Annotated in this window: 14 protein-coding genes; 8 read left to right on the forward strand and 6 right to left on the reverse strand. The window is 49.3% G+C overall.

Annotation, left to right across the window (positions count from 1 at the left end; genetic code table 11):
- Nucleotides 1-293 precede the first annotated feature (293 nt).
- Both C3B51_RS12530 and C3B51_RS12535 read left to right on the forward strand, forming a co-directional pair.
- Nucleotides 294-6,881: a PKD domain-containing protein gene (locus tag C3B51_RS12530; protein ID WP_165389151.1), complete on the forward strand. Its 6,588-nt coding sequence runs from the start codon at nucleotides 294-296 to the stop codon at nucleotides 6,879-6,881.
- A 271-nt stretch (nucleotides 6,882-7,152) separates the two neighbouring features.
- Nucleotides 7,153-8,580 (forward strand): MATE family efflux transporter, encoded by a 1,428-nt coding sequence (locus C3B51_RS12535; protein ID WP_130245245.1) that lies wholly within the window; start codon nucleotides 7,153-7,155, stop codon nucleotides 8,578-8,580.
- Nucleotides 8,581-8,617: 37 nt separating this feature from the next.
- On the opposite strand, the gene C3B51_RS12540 is transcribed toward C3B51_RS12535, so the two are convergent.
- Both C3B51_RS12540 and C3B51_RS12545 read right to left on the reverse strand, forming a co-directional pair.
- Nucleotides 8,618-9,550, reverse strand: coding sequence for an endonuclease/exonuclease/phosphatase family protein (locus C3B51_RS12540; protein WP_165389152.1), 933 nt, complete (start codon nucleotides 9,548-9,550; stop codon nucleotides 8,618-8,620).
- A 318-nt stretch (nucleotides 9,551-9,868) separates the two neighbouring features.
- Complete coding sequence (locus C3B51_RS12545; protein ID WP_130245247.1) at nucleotides 9,869-10,909, reverse strand: zinc-dependent alcohol dehydrogenase family protein; 1,041 nt, start codon at nucleotides 10,907-10,909, stop codon at nucleotides 9,869-9,871.
- Nucleotides 10,910-11,053: 144 nt separating this feature from the next.
- Between C3B51_RS12545 and C3B51_RS12550 the strand changes: the two genes are divergently transcribed.
- The 3 genes from C3B51_RS12550 to C3B51_RS12560 all read left to right on the forward strand — a co-directional run bounded on the left by C3B51_RS12550 (nucleotide 11,054) and on the right by C3B51_RS12560 (nucleotide 12,865).
- A complete protein-coding gene (locus tag C3B51_RS12550) occupies nucleotides 11,054-11,518 on the forward strand; it encodes an Lrp/AsnC family transcriptional regulator (RefSeq protein WP_130245248.1) in 465 nt (154 codons plus the stop codon).
- A gap of 96 nt (nucleotides 11,519-11,614) precedes the next feature.
- Complete coding sequence (locus tag C3B51_RS12555; RefSeq protein WP_130245249.1) at nucleotides 11,615-12,223, forward strand: TetR/AcrR family transcriptional regulator; 609 nt, start codon at nucleotides 11,615-11,617, stop codon at nucleotides 12,221-12,223.
- 168 nt (nucleotides 12,224-12,391) lie between these two features.
- Nucleotides 12,392-12,865 (forward strand): DM13 domain-containing protein, encoded by a 474-nt coding sequence (locus tag C3B51_RS12560; protein ID WP_125719044.1) that lies wholly within the window; start codon nucleotides 12,392-12,394, stop codon nucleotides 12,863-12,865.
- Nucleotides 12,866-12,934: 69 nt separating this feature from the next.
- On the opposite strand, the gene C3B51_RS12565 is transcribed toward C3B51_RS12560, so the two are convergent.
- A complete protein-coding gene (locus C3B51_RS12565; protein WP_046006022.1) occupies nucleotides 12,935-13,093 on the reverse strand; it encodes a YqaE/Pmp3 family membrane protein in 159 nt (52 codons plus the stop codon).
- 132 nt (nucleotides 13,094-13,225) lie between these two features.
- Between C3B51_RS12565 and C3B51_RS12570 the strand changes: the two genes are divergently transcribed.
- From C3B51_RS12570 to C3B51_RS12580, 3 genes are all read left to right on the forward strand, one after another.
- Nucleotides 13,226-13,675, forward strand: a complete 450-nt coding sequence (locus C3B51_RS12570; RefSeq protein ID WP_130245250.1) for an MgtC/SapB family protein — start codon at nucleotides 13,226-13,228, stop codon at nucleotides 13,673-13,675.
- Entirely contained in the window at nucleotides 13,668-15,011 is a 1,344-nt protein-coding gene (locus C3B51_RS12575) for a DUF2254 domain-containing protein (protein ID WP_125719048.1), read from the forward strand. The genes C3B51_RS12570 and C3B51_RS12575 overlap by 8 nt, the downstream gene beginning before the upstream one ends.
- A gap of 145 nt (nucleotides 15,012-15,156) precedes the next feature.
- Entirely contained in the window at nucleotides 15,157-16,587 is a 1,431-nt protein-coding gene (locus C3B51_RS12580; RefSeq protein WP_130245251.1) for a glycerophosphodiester phosphodiesterase family protein, read from the forward strand.
- Between the two features lie 69 nt (nucleotides 16,588-16,656).
- Here the strand turns inward: C3B51_RS12580 and C3B51_RS12585 are convergent, their stop codons facing one another.
- From C3B51_RS12585 to C3B51_RS12595, 3 genes are all read right to left on the reverse strand, one after another.
- Nucleotides 16,657-17,427 (reverse strand): MipA/OmpV family protein, encoded by a 771-nt coding sequence (locus C3B51_RS12585; protein ID WP_130245252.1) that lies wholly within the window; start codon nucleotides 17,425-17,427, stop codon nucleotides 16,657-16,659.
- Nucleotides 17,428-17,544: 117 nt separating this feature from the next.
- Nucleotides 17,545-18,897, reverse strand: a complete 1,353-nt coding sequence (locus C3B51_RS12590) for a DUF1501 domain-containing protein (RefSeq protein WP_130245253.1) — start codon at nucleotides 18,895-18,897, stop codon at nucleotides 17,545-17,547.
- 11 nt (nucleotides 18,898-18,908) lie between these two features.
- Nucleotides 18,909-20,789, reverse strand: coding sequence for a DUF1800 domain-containing protein (locus C3B51_RS12595; RefSeq protein ID WP_130245254.1), 1,881 nt, complete (start codon nucleotides 20,787-20,789; stop codon nucleotides 18,909-18,911).
- Nucleotides 20,790-20,911: the final 122 nt, after the last annotated feature.

The raw sequence follows: 20,911 nt of genomic DNA on the forward strand, positions 1-20,911 counted from the left end.
TGACTTTTCACAACAAAATATTGCGAAAAATTGCATAGTTTTTATTTGACCTGTACGGCGATTCAATTAGAATCGCCTCTTTTTTGTTCGAGTATCTGTTGCTGAAAGTGAGGCATGGCATAGTGGTAAACAATATCGTTGGTGTAGTGAGAAGGTCCTTGGTGATCTCGCTGCTTGGGCTGGGGCTAAGTGCTTGTGGAGGAGGTGGCGGTGATTCATCAACTGGATCCCAAACAAATACTCAAACAAGCAATGGTGGGTCTACAGTTTCTCCGGAAAACAGAGTACCTACTGTGTCAATCACCGGAGCGCAAAGCGTAAACGAAAATGAAACCTTGACTCTAACTGCCGTTGCCGATGATCGAGATGGCCAGATTAGTCGTTATGCGTGGTCATATCAGTCTGATGCTCAATTGCAGCTAAGTGGTGAAGACAGCCCGACGCTTGAGATCATCACTAAAGGTGTCGATGAAGATACCCAGGTAACAGTCTCTCTGACCGTTACTGATAACCTGGGCGCACGGGCAACAGCCACTTATCCGGTGACTATTAAGAATGTATTGGAACCATTCTCGATTGAGGTAACCGGAGAAAGCGCATATACAGAACAAACCGATTTCATACTCACTGTTGTGCCTTCTGTAGATGCCAGTCAAATCTCACAGATCACCTGGACGCACGATGCCGCGATTGAGTTGCTGCTCAGTGGAGCTGATACGCCTGAGCTCACCGTTAGCGCCCCGGATCTGACGGATAACCTGGGTGTGAATTTCACGGTCAATGTTGAGCACATTGATGGTCGGGTGCAATCTGAGTCGCATTGGGTACAGATCCAGGCGCTACCGAATGTCTCACCGACGGTTTCTGTGTCTGCGGATGAAGCAGTGACAGAGGGCGTTACCTTCATGCTGGCAGCGGATGCGTCTGATAGCGATGGTCAGATTGCGCGCTACTCCTGGTCATATAGCTCTGAGCTGCAACTGGTAGTGTCAGAGGTGACAGAACGAACCTTACAGGTAACTGCGCCCGATATTATCTCAGACAAGACAGCTCACTTTAGTGTAACAGTGGAAGACAATCAGGGGGCAACGGCGACGGCTTCGCATTCGGTCGTGGTTCGGGCATTGCCTAACGTTGCGCCAACGGCTGTCATTCAGGGCGAGTCAACTTTGCTTGAAGGGCAACAGCTAATACTCACAGCACAGGCCAGTGACAGTGATGGCCAAATTGAGCAGTATAGCTGGAGTCATACAGCATCTGTTGATCTGCTATTAGACACCACAGTTGAGGGGCAGCTTACCCTTTCAACCCCCGATATTATGGCCGACAGTACTGCCACTGTGTACCTTGAAGTCACCGATAATCAAGGCGCGGTTACCCAGGTTGCACATAACATTGAGATACAAGCGCTGCCAAACGTTGTACCCCAGGTGAGCATAAGTGGCCCTGCTCAGGCCAGCGAACGCACGGCTTTCTCTTTGCTTGGTGATGCGAAAGACTCGGATGGCGAAATCGTGGCTTATCAGTGGCAGCATGATTCTGATTTGGCGCTGGTATTGGACGGTCGCGAGCGCGCCAGCCTGTCAGTGACCAGCCCGGATATCCAGCAAGTGCAAGAGGTTACATTTACCCTGACCGTGACGGATAATCAGCAAGCGCAATCCAGTTATACTCACCGGGTAACCATTGAACCCAATAAGGTCGAACTCACCATACAGGGTAAGGTGACGGATGCGCCGATCCCATTTGCCGATGTCGTGCTGGACGTCGCACAGAATAGCTTTACCGCGCAGGCAGATGAACAGGGCGATTACCAGCTGACCTTCAGTGTCGATGAGAGTGAAGTAAATGCGCTGGGTACTTTGCGCGCCACTGACACCACAACCCAGGGGCGTGTAGAGTTGGTATCGCAGCTGGGCGCCGTGTCAGAGCTTCAGGAGGCTGCCGGAGAAGACAGCACACTCAACAGTGATGAGCTATTCGATGTGAATGTCACTAACGTGACCACAGCCGAGTACGCCTTATTGCGGCGGATGCATTCGGCCGGATTCAATGATGCGAACGAGCTGAAAGAAGCGCGCAAACACATAGCCGCAGGCGAAAAACTGTCGATTGCGTCACTATTAAAAGCGGTGATTGATCATGGGGTTGCACTACCAGAAGGAGCAACTTCGACACTGGCGCTTGCACAAAATGCCGAGTTGCTCGATCAGCTGACGGACTCTCTGGACACAGAGCAGCCTGCGTTACTGGCGCAAATTGAAGAGGAAATTAAACAGGATGATACCTTAGTTGATGTTTCCAGTTTTTCGCCTTCAGGCACTTATTACTTACTTGAAACCTCAGTGGCTGACGGTTTTGGCGCCAGCATAGAGTTTAATGAAGATCGGACTGGCTATCTCGCAGGCAGATCTCTGTCCAACTTTATCTGGGAAGTGCAGGGGCAACAAATCCACATCTACCTGAATAACGAACTTGATGTCAATACCAGTCAATTTAGCACCCGCACGGGATTTAAGACGACCCAGCTTACCCTGACTATTTTCGACAGTGCGGAGCACGCACAGGCTGTCACCATTGATTTTGTGCCAACTCAGGAACTGCCCCAGGCTCCAGAAGGCACCGTTTCTGTTAATGCTCAGTTGTTTGATAGCAACAAGATCACTCAGCTAGCAGACGATGCGTTTATTGGTCAATGGTCGCTGCTATACAGTGATGACCATAGTGAGCAAAGGCGTTTTCGTTTTGATATGAATGCCGGTAATCAGAGTAAGGTATATATAGATGGTTCAAACCTCAATCCTGGCAGAGAAGACTGGGCTGATGTTGGGACCTGGTATTACAGCTGGCCCTGGGAAGAGGTTAGAATTAATACTGAGTATTTATTCAACTTTGGCTTTGTGCCAGTCAGAGAGACTGAGTTTGGTTATCAGGGCTTGATGGTTCAGGGCTACCGCGAAGATAAGCGATTTATTCAGGCTACTCTTATCAAACATCAGGACATAAGTTTTGATGATATTGATTACCAGAAAATGTGGCGCCAGGTAGGTAACAAAGGCTCACAAAGCAAATTTAAAATAGACAGTAACGACAACTTCCAGTACCGCTGGCACAGAGACATTGAAGGCATTAAAGCAAGCGGTGCTTTGTATCAGTATGACTATGAGTTTACAGGCGCGGACGTCGCGCAATGTGATACCAGCCTTAGTGCATGCGCTATCAGTAAAACGACCCGCTATAAGCTGCTAGCGATGCATGAGGACAAAATTGCAGTGGAATTTGCTACAAGTGTAGTAAATAGGTCGGATAGCACCAGGCGTATACATTTCTATCGCCTGTCTGACAGGGACTGGAAACTGGGTCAGTTTGATAAGTCGCTCTACAAGAATGATCGCTTGAGACGAGTACTAGATCATGGTCTGGGTCTTTATCATGTAACCGATAATGGTGTGTCGCATATTGAGCGAGACCTTCATTGTCCGACTAGGCCGTCTCCAGCTCACTTATGTTCTGACACCCTAATTATCAATGGGGTTGAGTACAAGGCGCGGCTGGATGGCGCTCGAATCGAGCTTGAGCACCTTGTTACCGGAGAACACTCGCAATTACTGATCCAGGACGAATCTGAGTCTGAACTGGTATTGTGTCATGTTACAGAGGGAGAATCTTGTAATGCCAATAATACGTTCCGCTTTAGCTACACCAAGCCAGCATTAAACATTAGCTTTGCTATTGAAGGCCCGGGTGAGTTATCGCCAAGTACCTCTGACTATTATTATGGTGAAGCGTTCTTAGTTGCTGTGAACGTGCAGGAAGGTTCACGCCTGGTAAATATTGAAGGGTGTAATGGTTATCTTACTGAACTTCAGGGACAAGCTTACTATCGGGTAAATAATCCAGTTTCAGATTGTGAAATCAGCGCCAGCTTTATTGAGGATTTTGTGCCGACAGCGTCAACCTTATTGGTCGATACAAGCGCGAAGGTTATACCAACTGGCTGGTACTATGAAATGACGGGTGATAATCGTGGGGTATTTTATGGTGCAGACGCTACCGTTAATTTCTCATTGACACAATTAAATGATAATAGCTCTACTTTTACCTTTGATGATGAGACGAAAATCCTCGTACAACTCACCGACAGCGAGTTAAAGTGGGTGAATGGGTTCACACTCACTCATCAGGGCCAGGATGTGGATATTCGCTGGAGTGCGTCTTACTGGCACGGTGAGAAGGCCAGTATGACGGACGCGCGCTCGGTACACCCTAGTCGCTATCTGGCGTCACTTGACATAGAAAGAGATGACTTAATCGGCGAATGGGCAGTCACCTCTATTGAGCATGGAAAAACAATTCGACTGACTCTCAATGATGACCATACCGGAACAGTCTCAAGATTTGAGACTGGCTTGGGCACACCGTCACAGTTTACCTGGGAGTTGACCGCACAGAATGAGATCCGTTTGTATGGAGAACAGTCTGGTGATTCAGCCACAGTGAAGCTATTTGAACAAAGGGAAGGCGGCTATGCATTTGCCATCGAGCAGGTTGAATTTGACGGTAGGTCAGATGATACCGATCTAACCTGGTTGAGCTACGGAGCTGGTTTGCTGGTTCCGTTTACAGGCATGACTATGGATGACCTGGCTGGTAGCTGGCGGTACAGCATAGGTCGTATTGACTATGGTTTTGAATTGTATAAGGGGGGAGAATTGCGCTCGGGTCGCTTTAGCGGCGCCGCTACAGCCAAGTTGGACAACCATCAACTGACAGTGACTGCTTTTTACAATCGCGTTTTGAGAAGACATGATGCGTTATGTAGCGCTGACAGAGATGAATGCGAACAGCAAACAGTTGGCTCATACACCGTGTTGGCGATGATCTCAGGTCGTGCGTATGTTTACGAGCATAACGATTCGGGAGCAGTTGGTAATCTGGTAAAGGTAGATATTGATGTCCACGGCAAACTTAAAGGGCTTGATAAACCCTTGCGATCTAACAGCCATTATTATCAGAAAACAGGGTCCTCACTTCGAAAGTGGTCATTCTATCACCAAAGAGGTTATTCACATGGTACTTTGTGGATCGAAGGTAAATACCCACAGACCAAATATCTCGTCGGCGAGCAAGATGGTATTATTGAGTTATTGGATCTGAGAGGCGAGTTAATAGACCAGTATAAAGTAATCGATAATGACATTGACTCTATTACCTTGTGTCGATTAACGAATGGTCAATGCGATTCTGATGAGCACGTTATCTTGTACTACCAGCCTGCCATGGTTGAGGTGGCTATTAATGCACCACAAAGTGTAAACTTATCAAGTAACCTCACTTTACCTTATATCCAATATGGTGATCATTTTGAGGCCTATGTTTCTCTTGATTGGGACAGTGGTTTGTTTGTGTCGTCTTTCGAAGGCTGTGGTATTGAAAAGCCCAGGTATATTTCTGGCAACAGGTTAACTTTCAGAGTCGATTCGGTTACCGAGTCTTGCGATTTCAGGATAACCGTGGCACAAGAGCCGGAGTCGCACGCTGACAGGTTAGGTATCACAGATGACTACCTGCGCGATTGTATTGATGCTCAACCAGGCAATTATGTTGACTATGGTTCCGGGTTGTCTTGCTATCAACAAGAAAAACAATTAACAGATTTAACTGGCATAGAGAAGCTTCCGTACCTGGAAAAGTTGTACCTAGAAGAGTCAGTATTGAGTTCGAATGCGCTGCGAACAATTGAAAAACTGGCAAATTTAAAAGAGCTGACTGTCCGAGGTGGCGAAAAGGACGATGGGGTGTTTGAGATGGATCTAGCTAACCTACAGTCTCTTCGAACAATTGACTTGAGTCACGGTAGCTTTGGTTCGGTCACGTTGCACAATGCACACTTACTCACAGAGCTAAATGTCTCTGGGTCTGAAGTCAGCGAGCTTGATATAGCAGAAGCTACGGGACTACAAATTCTCTTTGCATCGGGAATGAACGCGACCAGTTTGGATATCAGCCACAATACGCAGTTAACTGAATTGGACATATCTTATTCTCAGGTACTAGAAGTGGTTGGTGTGACACAAGAGCACATGCTTGAATCCCTGTCGGCTATAAACTCCCAGTTAAACTATCTGGATCTAAGTCAATTCATACATCTTGAAAAACTGGATATTAGAAGGACGCAGGTTACCTCACTGGATATTACTTTTGCACAAAACCTGGCTGAGCTGAAAGCGTCAGATACGCCACTGAGTGTTCTGACACTCAATGGAGAGTCAAATATGACTCGTTTGGAAATTGATAATGCCCCTCTAACGCAACTAAATACTCAGTTCATGAAAAAATTACGCAAACTTGATGCGACGCGCTCGATGCTCTCGAGTCTCGACTTATCACTCAATTCTGAGTTGTCGTTAATCCTGCTAGCAGACGCTCAATTAACGAGCATTATCATGCCTGAAGAGGGGGGCAATATTCCAACCGTGAATTTGCTGAACAATCCCTTGACGGAGTTTATTGCCAATAAGCTTGATGCCGATAGTTTAGTCCTGAGTGGTACCAAATTGACCGCGCTCGATTTGGCAGCAGTGAAGCATCTTGACTACCTAGATATATCTGAGACTAATATTGCGCATGCAACCTTGCCTGCTAGCCTGAGTAGCTTACATGCATCCCGCATCCCAATGACAGAATTCACTATTCCTGACAATACACAGTTAGTTTACGTGACTTTTCAATACAATACGCTCAATGCGATTCATGGGCTTGATGCTTTCATCGAAAGTGGCAGGCCATTAGCTCTATATTTGCACGACACTCAAGTGGACGAAGACTTGCTGCTGCGCCTTAAATCGATAGACTCAATTTCTGTCATAGGTCAGCGATAAACTATTCGAGCGAAACTGGTCTGTGTTCCCAGTTTCGCTCAGTACTTTCTGTTCGTTATTTCTATCCGACTTGTTACCGGCAAGAATAGACGGTTGTGACACCCATAAGTTATTCACCCTCCAATCTTGTTCGTTAATCGAATTCCCTCTTACACTGTGTGAACTATTACCCTGGATCCGGGTCAGGTTTATTGGTAGCCAGTGACAATCAGGTTAACTGCTGGCGAAGCACCAAATTATACCGCGTTATTCAGGGAGTAACTTCTCAATTATGGGTTCTGACAATTCACCGGCACTGAGCCTGGGCGAGCCGCTCCAGGTATGTGATAAGCAAAGAAAGCGGGCGGTGCGCAAGCGCTGGATCTTAACCGGCTCCACCAGCGCGGTTTTAAAACAACTGACCCTGCCTATGCTATGGGCGATTTTGGCGTTATTCAGCGCAGACTTGATTGAACTCTATTTTGCCTCGCGTCTGGGTGTTGAAGAGCTGACCGCGATGAGCTTTACCTTGCCTATTCAGGCGACCTTGTTCGCTTTTGCCATTGGCCTGGGTATTGTCGTGGCAACCCGATTGACGCAGGCAAAAGAGGTAGAGCAGCTGGCTGCGGTTAGCCTGATTTTTACGGTACTGGTCGGCGCCACGCTTGCGGCTGTCATCTGGCTGGGTTTACAGCCTCTGTTGACTTTGCTTGGGTTTGCCGAATTTGCTGCGCGTGAGCAAGTCTGGCCGACGCTTGAGCGTTATATGCAGTATCGCCTCGGTGCCGTGGTGTTCTTCTTTATTGTGATGGTGGTGTTTGGGGTGCTGCGGGCATTTGGCAATATGCGCGGTGCAGCGCAGTTGCTGGTTACTTTTGCCGGATTGCAAATTGTTATTAGCGCCGGTTTGTTCACACCCTGGGCACACTCTGCGTTACCACTGAGTGGTCTGGAGCGCCTTGGGGTTGCACACTTTATTGCGGCGGTGAGTGCCAGCTTATATGCGCTCTATTTATTGCGTATCAAAGAAAATATTTCGCTCAAAGTGGGCTTACTATCACAACGCAGTCGGCAGGCATTTCGCCGCTTGTTCAGGCTGTTTGTGCCTGTTGTGGCTATGCAGCTGCTCACGCCACTGGCCCAGTCGTTACTGATGATGATTGTGGCCTCGCAAGGCAGTGATGCCGTTGCTGCCTTTGGCGTGGTGATGCGAATAGAGCCGCTTGCCTTGTTACTGCCCATGGTGCTGACTACGTCATTGCCTATCTTTGTTGGTCAAAACTGGGCGGCGAATAAATCACTGCGGGTACGCAGGGGGATCAAACAGGCACTGGCCGCTTGTCTGGTCTGGCAATCTGTAATTGCGCTGGTGCTCTTTTGGGGCGCCGACATGCTGGGAGTGGGGTTCTGTAAACAGTCTTTTGTCAGCCAATCTATTGAGCTGGCCATGTGCATTTTACCTGTGTCCTATGCGGCACTGGCAGGCGTTATGCTGTATGTGAGTTGCTGTAACGCGATTGGCCGAAGTGCTCTGGCGCTGAATGTGACCTTAGTGCGCTTGTTTGTGCTTTCCTTGCCCGGTGCCTATCTCGGTGCTCAGCTCAATGGCTTCCAGGGCATTGTCTGGGCACTGGCACTGGCTAATTTTGTGGTGGGAGCCTGGCTTGTTTACAGCACCATACAATCGCGCAAGGTGCATCAGGTGCTTGCACCCGGCTAAAATGCAGGCCCGCTGGCGCGGGCCTTTTGTTACTTAACTATTTTAGGTCGATACTCAAGGCGCAGTGATCTGCCAGCATCTTGTCTGGATCCATGTCGGCAAAATAGTGGAACTGAGCACTGCCCGATTGGTAGTGGTCTTGCATGGTTTTGGCAACAAGAATATGGTCGATAGGCGCCGGGTAGTAGGGGTGGCAACCGGTCAGCATCTGGTTGGCGTTAAATACTGGCGCCTTGTCTACATTGTTAGGCTGTGCATTTGCCGCTCCCTGCGGAAAATACAGATCCCGGCTAAGGCGGTTGTATGGGGCCGTCAGGCGGTGATTAAAGTCGCCCAAAACAATAAAGTCGGTCTTCGCTTTGGCTTTTTCCTCTACCCAGTTATCCAAAATGGGTGCCTGTTTGGACAGCAGTTTACAGGCTTCTTTGTCTGAACGCTGGTAGTCATCAACAAAACAGCCGCTTTTGAGGTGCACATTTAACAGGTGCAGTGCTTCACCCCGGTGGGTCAGCTGGATCTCAAGCCCGTTTCTGAGGCCCGGCTTTACAGCTGAAAAAGCGCCGTGCTGCACCACTTTATCAATGGTCAGTGGCTTTTTGACCACAAAGGCGATTTTTTGCTGTGTCGACTTATTACCGCTTTTGCGGCAGGTATATGTCTTGCTGTCGGCTCTGTCTGACATCACAACATGCCAGTCTTGCTCATTGAATACCTGTTGCACCGCCGCGGCAGAGGCCACTTCCTGGAGTGCAATCACATCGGCATTAAGCGACTGTGCATACTGTTTAAGGGCCTGGATGTCTTTGGCACTTCGAGGCTTACAGCCAGTGTTGTCTGATGCAGAAAGGTGTTCAATATTCCAGGTTGCAACGCGCAACATTTGCTTAGATGTTGTCTGTTCCTGGTGAGAATGCGACAGTGCGGGGGCTGTACAAAGCAGCGCACACAACGCCGCAGCAGGTTTTAGCATAGAGGGAGTCATAAAACGTCTAAATTCATAAAATTGCAATAGTGATATAGTGTATCAAGATTATTGCCATTTGATGATACAAGTTAGAACATATGCGTTAGATTCATCAAAAAATCAGACGTTCAGTTACCGGGTTTTCGAACATGCTGCTCGTCCACTGTGGGCCAATAAAAAGTCGCTCAGCACCCGTACGCGCTTGGCTGTGTTAAACTCAGCTTAATGACGAATACAAATATGATTGTGGGAGTTGGCATTAACACTACTCTGACAACCATATTTGTGCGCATCTTGCAGGAGCTGAGTGAAATACACTCGAATTTAAAACTCAGTGATTACGGTGACACCAGGTAGCCTTATTTCATCCATGGTCGTCAGGATGTTAATTGAACTGGCCAGATCAACCTTACGGCCAATCAGCTGTTCGGGCTGTAATTTTCCTGACAAGATCATCTGCAACATTGCCTCATAGCGGTATGCCTGCATACCATGACTGCCTAAGATTTCAAGCTCTTGGGCGATCACTTTGTCCATTGGCAGGTTTGGTTTCGCATGGTCAGCCATTAATAATCCTACCTGAATATGTTTGCCACGGTTACGCAGACTGTTGATTGAGTTTATGCAGGTGGTTGAATGTCCAAGTGCGTCGAGCGATACATGCGCACCACCTTGTGTTAATTCGATGATAGCTTGCGGTAGGTTTTGTGTTGTTCTTGCGTTCAATGTAATCGCAGCACCTACCTGTTTTGCAAGCAATAGAGCTTGGTCTGAGATATCGACAGCAATGACATTAGCGCCTGCTGCATTGGCTATCATTATTGCTGAAAGCCCAACCCCTCCGCAACCATGTACAACGACCCACTGTCCGGCTTGAACCTTACCTTGGTCTACAACCGCTCTGAACGAAGTAACAAATCGGCAGCCTAAACTGGCTGCTGTTGCAAAGTCTATCTGTTGAGGAAGATGGACTAGATTCGTATCTGCGTGGTCTACCGTGACATATTCTGCAAAAGAGCCCCAGTGAGTAAATCCGGGCTGGGTTTGATTTGGGCAGACCTGATGGTCACCTGCGTTACAATCGACACAGGTTCCACAGGCATTGATAAAAGGAACTGTGACGCGCTCACCTACCTTGAAATGTCTTACCTCTTTGCCCACTGCTTCAATGACACCTGAAAATTCATGCCCAGGCACATGGGGTAATTCAATACCTGGATCATGTCCCATCCACCCGTGCCAGTCACTCCGGCAAATTCCAGTCGCTTTTACTTTAACCACAACACCGTGTGAGGCTGGCTCAGGGTCTGGTACTTGAGTGAGTATCGGTAAAGCTGAAAAACTCTCGTAAACAATGGCTTTCATTTGTGGCTCCTGTAAGGACAAGCTGATTGAGTGTTTAAAAACTATACGTCAGCGATGTGAAATTACCTTGCTTTTGAAAGTGGAAAAGACATCAGTTGTGAAATACTCTTCTATTAAGATTGGTTAAATTAGAGAGTTCTTTCTATGTACGCCTTAGATAAGATAGATAAACAAATCTTGGCGCGTTTGCAGCAAGATGGTCGACTGACCAACGCTAAGCTGGCGGATGAGCTGTCACTGAGTGAAACACCATGCTGGCGTCGGGTAAAAAAGCTGGAAGAAGCGGGTGTGATCGAAGGATATCAGGCTCGTCTGAATCGACAGAGCCTGGGCTTTGGCGTTGTCGCATTCGTTCAGCTAACCTATATTGCACATGATGAGGAAACAACCTATGCCTTTGAGCAAGTTATCCGACATTGTGACTATGTACTGTCATGCCACAATACAACAGGGGAGGCGGACTTTTTGCTACACGTTGTTGCATGCGACCTTGATGATTACAGTAAGTTTGTTGATTCTGTGCTCAGAAAACTCAAAGGGGTTTCATCGATTCGATCGAGCATTTCACTCAAAGAAGTTAAGGGATCTTCACAGTTACCGGTAGTTTGATGTCGTCCTAGACCGCTTAATTACGCACTTTATTGAAAAGTAAACTGGTTAGTGCAAAAATACCCAAAGGACAGTGAGATAAAATGAACCCGCACAATGACCGTTAAAGTTACCCGCAGTATGCTGAAGCGCCAGGCCATTATAGATGGTGCTCTGAGCGCCTTTCAGCAATATGGTGTCAGTGATACCAGCATGGACAAAATTGCCGAAACAGCCCAGGTTTCAAAGCGCACCGTTTACAATCACTTTGAGAGCAAAGAGCAGTTAGTCACGCATATCATTAAAGAGATCTGGCAGCAGAATATACTCACGTGTGATATCGAATACGACGCTGACAGTGCGCTGGACGAACAGCTGACGGCGTTACTTAAAAATGAGCTGGACTTTCTGAGTAACCAAAATTTGCAGGAGCTGATCCGGGTCGCGATTGGGTATTGTCTGTTTAACCCCGATATTTTTACGGCTGAAATGAGCGAGTTTTTTGACCAGGAAACCGCGTTAATTCGCTGGATCAAACAGGCCATGTTGCAAGGCCGCCTACGTCAGGTTGACCCTAAGGTAGCGCATGCTCAGCTGATCAGCTTGCTGAAGGGGCAGGCTTTCTGGCCGCAGATTTTGCATCAACAGCCGGTGCTGAGCAGCGACCAAATAGACACGCTCGCAGCTGAAACCGTGGCCTTCTTTTTGGCCTATTATCGAGTTTAATTACGCAAACGCCTGTATTGGCGGTTTACACAGAGCTCAAGACAGAAGTGAAGTAAGCCGCTTAGCTCACCTCGGTTACACCTTCCAGTCAAAACACTGTGGGTATTATCCGGCAGTGCGCCCAGTTGTACTACACTTTAGCTCATCTGCCATTAAGGAAAAGACATAATGACATTACGTGCGTTCACTCTGATAATCACCCATGGCCTGGTTGGCTTTGCCGGCTTCGCGGGCGGCATTTATATGCTGCCTATTTTAACTGCGCCCCCAGCGCCGAATGAGGGGGCCGTTATGGCGGCCTCTCTGGGCGCCGACTTCTCAGCACAATTTCGCAAATCTCTGCAAGACAGCGATGCATTGCACTGGGGCGAGGGCATGGTGTCCATCAGCAAAGAGCACATTACCCTGCTTGGAGAGCTCGCGCCCGGGCCCGACTATCGCTTATATCTGTCTCCTAAGTTTGTTGAAACAGAAGCCGAATTTAACCGTCTCAAAGCCAGCATGGTTGAGGTGGGCGACATTAAAACCTTTAGTAACTTTGTGGTTGATGTACCTGAGCAAATCAATCCGGCAGATTACAATACGGTGATTGTCTGGTGTGAGGCTTTTGGCGAGTTTATTACGGCGGCACAGTATCAGTAGACTGCGCTTGTTGAAGAAAAGCCGGGAAAAGTTTACAGGTTACGCCGTAAACTTTTCCCACTTGAATTGTTACTTTTTCGCAATCACCCAGACTGCATGGAGCACGCCCGGGAAATAGCCTAATAGTGTCAGAAGCAAGTTGAGCCAAAACGATGCGCCCAGCCCCACTTGCAGAAATACGCCCAGCGGCGGCAGCAGGATTGCAATAATCACTCTGAGAATATCCATAATTCCTCCTAATATTGAACGAAACAGTGTGCGATTGACCCCCTGACTTAAGCAGGACTTATACCAGTTACAGGGTGGACTGAAAATTGCTCCTTACTTTGCAAGGACTCAGTAACTTTAAAGCGAGCAGGTATGTCGGGTGTAGATTTTGATCTGATCATCTATCATCTTTTTAAGATAGGCGTGGCGTTTATACTGACTTTGCCAATGGCCGTAAATCGTGAAAAAAAGTCAGACAGTGCCGGGCTTAGAACTTTTCCACTCGTCACCATAGCGTGCTGCGCCTTTGTACTGGTTGGTATTGATGTTTTTGAGCAGGGTGATGCTCAGGCTAGAGTCGTCTATGGCGTGATCACCGGAATTGGTTTTATCGGTGGTGGGGCGATTTACAAATGTGACCATCATATAGAAGGGACGGCAACAGCCGCAGGGATCTGGCTGACCGGGGCGATTGGGATCTCGGTGGCATACAGCCGCTATGAAATTGCCATTGTGCTGAGCCTGACCAGCTATTGTGTCTTTAAGTTACTCGAGCATTACAAAGTAAAACCGCAGCCTGTTCAGGGGAGTGATCATGTTTGAGTCCATTCAGCTCAGGGGCTTATACCTTAGGGTGATCAATAGCATCGGATTTTACCCGGCGCTCTTGGTTGTCATCTCTATGATTTTGTCGATTGCTTTTGTCTCCGTGGAGTACCTGGGCTTTATTCAGGCTTTAAAAGCGCGCATGGCCTTTTTCCTGGTAGACACGGAAGAAAATGCCAGAGCAATACTGACGGTGTTAATCGGGAGTGTCATTTCTCTCACTGTATTTAGTTTCTCTATGGTGATGGTGGTGCTCAACACCGCCGGTTCCAACCTGTCACCGCGTTTGATCCCCGGGCTGGTTACCAGAAAGCCACACCAGCTGGTACTGGGCTTCTACCTGGGCACGATCATCTTTTCGACGATAATGTTGATCAATCTGGATAAGCAAGGCTCTGTCTCTGATGTGGCCAAGATCCCCTCTCTGGGGATCTTGTTTGCGCTGTTGATGGGTTTAGTCTCACTGATTTTATTCGTGTATTTTATTCACTCCATTTCGCGTGAAGTACAGGTCGACAACGTACTCGACCGTTTGTTTCGCAAAACCAAGCAGGGTATTACCGAGGTGATTGCGCAGCAGGCAAAGAGCAAAGGACATGATTTACCGGATGTGAGCCACTGGTATCCGTTAACCAGCTTGTCCGATGGCTATTACAAGGGCATGGATAAATCCAGGCTGCTTAAGGTGGCAAAAAAGCACAACCTGACTTTGTATATCACCATTGCCCAATCTGATTTTGTCTTTAAAGGGCAGACCATTTTGCTGTGTAATGAAGACATCGGCGCACAGGATGAACTGCATCAGGAGATCAATGCCTGCATCATTTTTTATGTCGAAGAATACGTGAGCGATCACTATAGCTATGGACTGAAACAGATCTCAGAAATTGCCGTGAAGGCGCTCAGCCCGGGGATCAACGACCCGGGCACCGCTGCAAAAGCCATCGATATATTATGTGTGTTGCTGATCCGCGCATTGCCCCTGGCAGGCTACACCTGCATAGACGAAGAAGACAGTGAAGCACCTGCCATGTTCTGCTGTGAACCTTCCTTTGAACGTATCGTATTCGATAACCTGGTACAGATAAAATCATACGCCAAAAGTGATGTGTTTGTGGTGTGCAAGCTGATCCGCTCGGTGCACAGGGTACTGATATCTGTTGATGATCCCCAGAAGCAGGAGGTGTTGTTTCTGTACATGCAGTCTATTGTGTGCGATGCCAGCGCTGCGCTGGACAACCGATTTGAGAAAGCAAAAATTATCAGCGCCCTGAAAGAGGTGCAAAGTACAGACCCTGAATATGCTGAGCAGTTGCTCAAGGGGTTGGCTTGACCTAGGGTGCTGACAATGCACATAGGTTAAAGCGGACATTAATAAAACTATCATCCACTGTTCCCACTTCGGTAATAGAGCCCCTCTAAGGTTGTTTTCCTTAACAATAAAAACGTTTTCTTTTGGCGTAAACTTAGGAATAACAATGAAAAAAATAACTTATCTCTCTGCTGTTATGGCGGCTTTGCTGTTGACTGGCTGTGATGATGACAACACCGAAGTGGTTGAGGTAGAAAAAGCGGTCGTGACCACAGATACCAAAACTCAGGTTGTGGAAGTCGAAAAAACGGTGGTCGTCACCGACACAGTGACGGAAATCAAAACAGTAGAAGTACCGGTGGTTGTTGAAGTACCGGCTGGTGGTGCCAACAACATGCAAGTGGGTACGCGCCCGGATTTTCTGGTACAGGATATGGATGAAGGTGAGCTGAAAGACAAACTGGCCCAATGTGCAAATGGCCCGTTTTACAAAACCGACTTCTCGATTGGCCACCGTGGTGCGCCGATGCAGTTCCCTGAGCACACCAAAGAGTCTTACCTGGCGGCGGCCAAAATGGGCGCGGGTATTTTGGAATGTGACGTGACCTTCACCAAAGACAAAGAGCTGGTGTGCCGCCACTCTCAGTGCGACTTACACACCACCACCAATATTCTTGAAACCGACTTAGCCGAGAAATGTTCAATCCCGTTTGTACCGGCTGACCCTGAAAATGGAGTTGTGGCGCAGGCTAAGTGTTGTACCAGCGACATTACCCTGGCGGAATTTAAAACGCTGGAAGGCAAAATGGACGCGGCCAACTCAAATGGCACCACAGTGGCTGAGTACATGAATGGCACGTCTAAGTGGCGCACCGACTTGTATGCCAGCCGTGGCACACTGATGACCCATGCTGAGAGTATTGATTTATTTAAAGCGCTGGGTGTAAAAATGACGCCGGAACTGAAGTCGCCTTCTGTGACTATGCCGTTCGATGGCTTCTCGCAGCAGGACTATGCACAGAAGATGATCGATGAATATAAGGCCGCAGGTGTAGAGCCTAAGCATGTCTGGGCGCAGTCGTTCAACCGTGACGACATCAACTACTGGATTGCACAAACTCCGGAGTTTGGCGCGCAGGCCGTGTATCTGGATGACCGCTATGACGCGCAAAACGTGGCGAACGAGCAGGGCGTGACCGCTCAGCAGCTGGTCAACAATCCTGAATTGCTTGTACCGACCATGGCCGAGTTAGCAGCCGATGGCGTGAAGATCATTGCACCCCCTATGTGGGTGCTGGTCACCGAAGAAAACGGTGAAATGGTGCCATCGGCCTATGCCAAGGCTGCCCGTGAGGCGGGACTTGGGATCATCACCTGGACTCTGGAGCGCTCTGGTCACCTTGCAGAAGGGGGTGGCTGGTACTATCAGAGTGTTAATGGCGCACACCGTGGCGATGGCATGATCAACAACGACGGTGATACCTTTAAGCTACTGGATGTACTGGCTAAAGACGTGGGCGTAATGGGCGTATTCTCTGACTGGCCGGCCACAACAACCTACTATGCAAGCTGTATGGGTATGCCGGCGAGCATCTGATCCGACAAATTTAACCTTAACCTATAGTTAAAGCCGCAGCTTTCAGTCTGAGCTGCGGCTTTTTTGTGTTTAAAAGAACTTACTGAACAACAGACGCACGGCAAAACTGCTATCGCTGTCTACTAGGGGACTGTCGGTGATACTGTCGTCAAACCAGGTGTAATCAAACATGAGCTGAGTAAAGCCGTCAAAGAACATGGGCGTTGAGACTGAAAATCCCAGTGCCACATTGGTGGCATTGTCACCCTGGTAATAGGCGCGGGTATTGGTGACTTCGGCTTGTCTGACGCCGTAATAATAGTCTACATGATTGCTATCCAGATAACTTACCTTGAGGCTGGGCTCATAGAAAATAGGACCTGACTTAAATACTTTGGCAACACCACCCGATAACTCGTAGCCGTCCGACTTATCCAGCACATCGTGAACCGCAGAGACATTGAGCTTCCAGTTGCTTCGCTCGTACTTGATGCCGATACCGGCATCCATTGAAAAGTCACGCTCGGCCATGCCCTTAAACACATCGCTGTCTGATTCGTCAAAGCCCTGGAAACGCGGGGCGGCTTGCAGCAGGATCTCAATGTCATTGACTTCCAGCACCTCATAGCTGATGAAAGGCCCCAAAACGGAGAGTTTGTCGCCCCGATAGCCGAGGATGGGAAGCGGGATCACGCGTCTGTCGTAGCCCTGATAAATTTCTTCACTGACACCGATCCCGATGCCATATAAAAATCCTTTCGGTTCTAACTGGGCTCGTGCCGCGCCCCGTTCGTCGGTTTGCGCCTGCAGTGGCAGCGCGGCGGCCAATAAGGCGCCAATACAAAGTGCGTGTTTTAACATAGAGTGTCCTTATCTGAGTTTATTATCCGCTCATCAAGGTGACATGATGAGCGCAAGCCTGAACGATGCGTCAGGCTTCTTCTACGAACTATAGACAAGGAACGTTTAGTCTTGATGTCACTTAAATAAAGAAAGTGGACCGTTGAAGTGCGCCAGGTTGGGGAAGATACCGTTGAGCGTGCCTGTGTCCAGGCCCATCCATTGTCCCAGGCTGGCGGCATATTGATCCACAGAGGTGGTTGGAATAAGGCGTCCGCCACCGGCGTCCAGCTCATGGTTGAGCTCCGACTTAGGAATATCGCCAAAGATTGTGCCGCCATTGACTGCGCCGCCCATCACAAAATGATGCCCGGCCCAGCCATGGTCGGTACCATCGCCGTTGATCGCCAGCGTACGGCCAAAGTCCGACGCCGTAAACAGGGTAACCTGCTCACTGAGGCCGAGGCTTTCCATCGCATTATTAAAGGCCACCAGCGCGCTGTCCAGCGTGGCCTGCAACTTAGGCAGGTTTTGCGCCTGCCCCGAATGGGTGTCGAATCCGCCCATGGCAACCACATAAACCTGCCTTGATGCGCCCAGTTGCTGGCGTGCAGCAATGCTTTTGCTCACCGTTTGCAGCTGTTTGCCCAAACCCGTGGCCGGGAACTCTGGCAGGGTCACTGTAGTATTAGCCTGGGCGGCATTAAACTGACTGTTTGCCTCATAGGCGTTGTTGATGGCATTGGTCAGGTCCTGTTGCAGCAGGTTCTGTGAGTTCTGTGCCTGATTACTGAAATGGGCGATCAGCTCAGGATGATGGTCAAATTCTTCCAGTGCTTCTATGGTGGCAGCCTGACCATCACTGACATGATATGGGGCAGTTTGTTTGCCGGTCAGCCACAGGGCACCATCGGCGGTGGTGATGGCATTAAACGGCGTATTACCCGTCAAACCCTGCGTCATCAGGGCGTCATTCATTAACCCTCCCCAACCAAACTGGGCGCCCTCGGCGGCACCCGACATCCAGGTTGACTGCTGATCGTTGTGTGAGAACAAGCGGGCCGGCAACCTGGCGGTGTCCTGCGCAATCATGCTGGCGGTCACCGGGCGCAACAAAGGCCCGACGTTGCCCACCACGGCCACTTTATTTTGCTGATACAGGCCCGCCAACCCGGCTAACTCCGGGGGCAGAGCGAAACGGCGTGAGTCAAATCGACCTGGCGTTGCTATGGGTAACAGATTTGCCTGCGTGCGCGGTGTCGTATATTTGCCCAGCAAGCTTTGTCGGTGACTGGCCCACTGCGTATAACTGGGCGCATCGTAAGGAATAATGGTGTCGTGGTTGTCCATGCCGCCGTATAAAAACACGCATACCAGGGCTTTGTAATCGCTGTTTTGAGCCGGACTGTTTGCCAGTGCCTGACCTAACCGAAACATAGAGGACGCCATTAAGGAGGCCCCACCGAGTTTGATAAAATCACGTCTGTTCATGGGCTTTGCTCCTATTTCTGGACTAAATAATCAGGTGAGGTCATCACCAGTAAAACGGCCAGGTGCACCAGTCTCAGTGGCTCGGCTTCGTCGTTTTGCGCCACCGTTTGCAAGATTTGTTTAATCTCCTGTTTGCTGGTGGCACTGAGCTGTCCGGCGCAGAGTAGCAGATCCAGGCGGTCGATTAAGGCATCGGGTTCGCCCGCCAGTGCCTGCTCGGCATCGTAGCTTGCCAGAAAGCTTTCTACGGCGTTTTCGGCATTGAGCGGAATGTTTTCCTCGTCATAGCTGGCCTGTAAGTCTTCAACATCCACTTCCTGCTGTAACCCGGTAATGTAGTAAGTCATAAAGTTGGCGTAGCCGGTAATGGTGCTGGCGTTGGTGATCTGCAGCTCGGGCGCCACCATGTCACTGGCCGCACTCAGGCTGCCCGGCGCGGTGTAACCCGGGCGGAAGAAGTTGAACACACTGGGTGAGCGGTACGGGTGCTGGCCCAGCATGCTGGCGTCTCGGGTATCCCAGAGCATTTCCTGATACTCGGGGGTGATGTTTTTGACTGAGAATGCCCGTGCCCATTGAGTAAAGCGCACTATGGGTTCGCGGATCTTACCGCCGCGCTCGGTGGCCTCTGCTCTGGCTTCTGGGTCAAACAAAATGGCGGCGAGGGTTGCGGTTAAATCGCCACGACGGCCGTCTCCCACACTACTGCCATCGGGCAAAGTGGCCTGACCGTTGCTAAACGCGCCGGAAACGCGCGCGACGTAAGCGGGTGAAGGGTTAGACGTGACCAGTCTCTGGATCAGCTGCTTAGACACAAACGGCGGTACATTGGGATGAGCAAAAATATGGTCCAGCGCTTGTGTGACCGACGCTTTGGGTCCTGTGCCTGCGGCGATGGTGGTGCCCAGAAAGGTCTTGCTTTTTTCGCTGTGATTCTCCGGATAGACGGCCATGGGCAGTGCAAATTCGTTGATTTCTTTTGCGTCAGAGGTGTCATAGTCCATATCCAGGCCGGTAAATACCCGTGCCAGTCCGGTGATGTCCTGATTGGTATAAAGCTCTTTTGTTGCGCCATTGTCATCTTTTTGCTCGGTGCCGTCCGGGTTCAGAGCCACCACGCCAATGGTGAACAGTTGCAGTAGTTCGCGAGCGTAGTTTTCGTCGGGCATTCTGCCGGTAACCTCATCGCCTTTGAGGTTGCCCATATAGGTGAGGTAAAAGCCCATCGCGGGAGAGTAGGTGACTGCTTCGAGCAGCTCCCGGTAGTTACCAAAGGCATGCTGGATCAGGATATCCTGATACGAGGCAACGGCCTCTGGTATGTCGGTCAGCTCTTCGCCACCCGCATTGGAGACCACCAATAGCTCAGACAGGGCAAACGCCATGCGCTGACGCAATTGATCTTCACCGGCAATGGCATGGCGCCAGAAGGCGACACTGGTCGATTCGATGTACAGTGCATTAAAATCATCTTCTGCAGTGGGTGATGGAGTAAACTCGCTCACCACGGGCATGATCAGGCTGGGCGGTACCTTAAGCTGCGCTTTAAACCAGTTTGATGCGCTTGTTCCTGTCAGTGCGTCTAAGTCCTGTGGCCGGGTCCCAAAGGTGGCCTGTTGTAAAAAACGTGAGGTATTGATGGCGGTGGCAAAGGTTGGATCGGTTTCGGGTGCATTGTCGTCCGGTGTTTCGTTGTTATTATCGTCACTGTTGTTGTTATCGCCAGTACCGGCATCGTTATTGCCGTTGCCTGAATCTCCGGTATCCGGCGAAGGTGCTGATACCGGTGTTGGGCTATTCGTGGTGGGTTGGCTACTGTCACTGCCACCACACCCTGCAAGGCCCAGACAAACACTGAGCAGCAGTATGTTAAGCGGGGTTAGTCTAAACATGGTTTTACTCTCTTACTTAGGGATGCTTTAAGTCTAGAGCGAAACTGCTTTGAAAGGTTATACAGTTGCCATACGGCTTTAATACAAAATTGTATGCTTGGTGGTTCCCGGCTCGCAGGCCG

It is taken from the genome of Pseudoalteromonas rubra (assembly GCF_004212645.1).
Taxonomy (GTDB): Bacteria; Pseudomonadota; Gammaproteobacteria; order Enterobacterales; family Alteromonadaceae; genus Pseudoalteromonas; species Pseudoalteromonas rubra_G.

Excerpts from the sequence above, each read along its gene's own strand:
- C3B51_RS12595 (WP_130245254.1), bottom strand. The coding sequence starts at position 20,789 with ATGTTTAGACTAACCCCGCTTAACATACTGCTGCTCAGTGTTTGTCTG.
- C3B51_RS12575 (WP_125719048.1), top strand. The coding sequence starts at position 13,668 with ATGTTTGAGTCCATTCAGCTCAGGGGCTTATACCTTAGGGTGATCAAT.
- C3B51_RS12580 (WP_130245251.1), top strand. The coding sequence starts at position 15,157 with ATGAAAAAAATAACTTATCTCTCTGCTGTTATGGCGGCTTTGCTGTTG.
- C3B51_RS12540 (WP_165389152.1), bottom strand. The coding sequence starts at position 9,550 with ATGCTAAAACCTGCTGCGGCGTTGTGTGCGCTGCTTTGTACAGCCCCC.
- C3B51_RS12535 (WP_130245245.1), top strand. The coding sequence starts at position 7,153 with ATGGGTTCTGACAATTCACCGGCACTGAGCCTGGGCGAGCCGCTCCAG.
- C3B51_RS12570 (WP_130245250.1), top strand. The coding sequence starts at position 13,226 with ATGTCGGGTGTAGATTTTGATCTGATCATCTATCATCTTTTTAAGATA.
- C3B51_RS12555 (WP_130245249.1), top strand. The coding sequence starts at position 11,615 with ATGACCGTTAAAGTTACCCGCAGTATGCTGAAGCGCCAGGCCATTATA.
- C3B51_RS12550 (WP_130245248.1), top strand. The coding sequence starts at position 11,054 with ATGTACGCCTTAGATAAGATAGATAAACAAATCTTGGCGCGTTTGCAG.
- C3B51_RS12565 (WP_046006022.1), bottom strand. The coding sequence starts at position 13,093 with ATGGATATTCTCAGAGTGATTATTGCAATCCTGCTGCCGCCGCTGGGC.
- C3B51_RS12560 (WP_125719044.1), top strand. The coding sequence starts at position 12,392 with ATGACATTACGTGCGTTCACTCTGATAATCACCCATGGCCTGGTTGGC.
- C3B51_RS12545 (WP_130245247.1), bottom strand. The coding sequence starts at position 10,909 with ATGAAAGCCATTGTTTACGAGAGTTTTTCAGCTTTACCGATACTCACT.
- C3B51_RS12585 (WP_130245252.1), bottom strand. The coding sequence starts at position 17,427 with ATGTTAAAACACGCACTTTGTATTGGCGCCTTATTGGCCGCCGCGCTG.
- C3B51_RS12590 (WP_130245253.1), bottom strand. The coding sequence starts at position 18,897 with ATGAACAGACGTGATTTTATCAAACTCGGTGGGGCCTCCTTAATGGCG.